This window comes from Mycobacterium sp. 1245499.0, assembly GCF_001673615.1.
In the GTDB taxonomy this organism is placed as follows: domain Bacteria; phylum Actinomycetota; class Actinomycetes; order Mycobacteriales; family Mycobacteriaceae; genus Mycobacterium; species Mycobacterium europaeum_A.
On the sequence record NZ_LZMG01000029.1, the window covers coordinates 1 to 1200 of the forward strand.

The window sequence follows — 1200 nt, forward strand, 5'->3', positions numbered from 1 at the left end:
CCGCACCGCGATCGCGAACGACAGGTACAGCAGGTGCATCTGCAGGCACACCTCGTCGGCCATCCGGACCAGCGCCGAATGAGAGAAGGCGGCGAAGTCGAAGTCGGACAGCAGGGGGCCCGAGTAATCCGCCTGCCCCTCGTCCGAACGATCGATGGCGTCGAGTTCCCATGTGGCGGCGCGGGTTCGGCTGACGATGTCCAGCGCCGGGATGCTCTGCGCCTCGGGGTAGGACTCGTCGATGATGACGGTCCACGCGCAGTGCGGGTGCCGGTCGGCGGGCGTGCGGGGCGGCCGGTGGATCGGGCGCACCTGGGCGCGCGGGTTGGTCGCGATCGCGGTGGCGTCGAACGTCGGATCCTCGATGGTGTGGCACATTCCGAACACGTACTGTTCGCCCATCGGCTCCACGTCGAGCAGGGCGCCGCAGTGGTCGAGCTGGAATTCGCCGTGCCAGCGGTCATGGACCGTGTACCGGAAATCCATGAACTGCGGCGGCGCCCCGATGTCGAGCTGCAGGCCCTTGAAAATCGTGATGACGTCGTCGCCCTCGTAGTTCAGCGCCTTCTGCATCCGGCGGGTGTAGATCGGGCTGGCACCCGCCCACTCCTCGATCGCGATCTGGACCATCTCGTCGCGACCGAACGAGGAGATGCACCAGGCCATCCCGGACCGGTCGATCAGCTGCCCGATCAGCAGCAGTTCGGGGACCAGGGCGACGAGCTCGTCACGGGACAGTTGCGCATATCGCGAGGGGCTGCTCACGCCCCAAAAATAGACTCGACTATGTTATAAAGTCAACAATGCCCATCGTCGCTGGCCAGACGCCCGATCGCCCGGTTGGCCCCACCAGGCGAACCACCGCGCCCCGCAAGCGCGGCGATGACACCCGGGCGAAGATCATCGACGAGACGGTCCGCTGCATCGTGGAGGAGGGCTTCTCGGCGGCCACCGCCAAGCACGTCGCCGAGCGTGCGGGCGTCACCTGGGGCGTCATCCAGTACCACTTCGGGGATCGCAACGGCCTGTTGATGGCCGTGGTCGACGACGGGGTGGCCCGGCTGGTGGACAGCCTGTCGTCGGCCGATGTCAGCGAGCTGCCGCTGCGCAGCCGCATCGAGGTCGTCGTCGACACGGCCTGGAGCTGTTACAGCAGCCCGACGTCGATGGCCGCCTTCGAGATTCTGCGCGAAACCCGCG

General features: G+C 67.0%; 1 protein-coding gene and 1 pseudogene. One reads left to right on the forward strand and one right to left on the reverse strand.

Features of this window, described 5'->3' with window-relative positions; all coding sequences use genetic code 11:
- Positions 1-765: pseudogene (locus tag A5646_RS01160) on the reverse strand (hypothetical protein); the annotation flags it as partial.
- Between the two features lie 38 nt (positions 766-803).
- Here A5646_RS01160 and A5646_RS01165 point away from each other — a divergent pair.
- Positions 804-1200: TetR/AcrR family transcriptional regulator (locus A5646_RS01165; protein WP_156765365.1), on the forward strand; the 397-nt coding region annotated here is incomplete at its 3' end.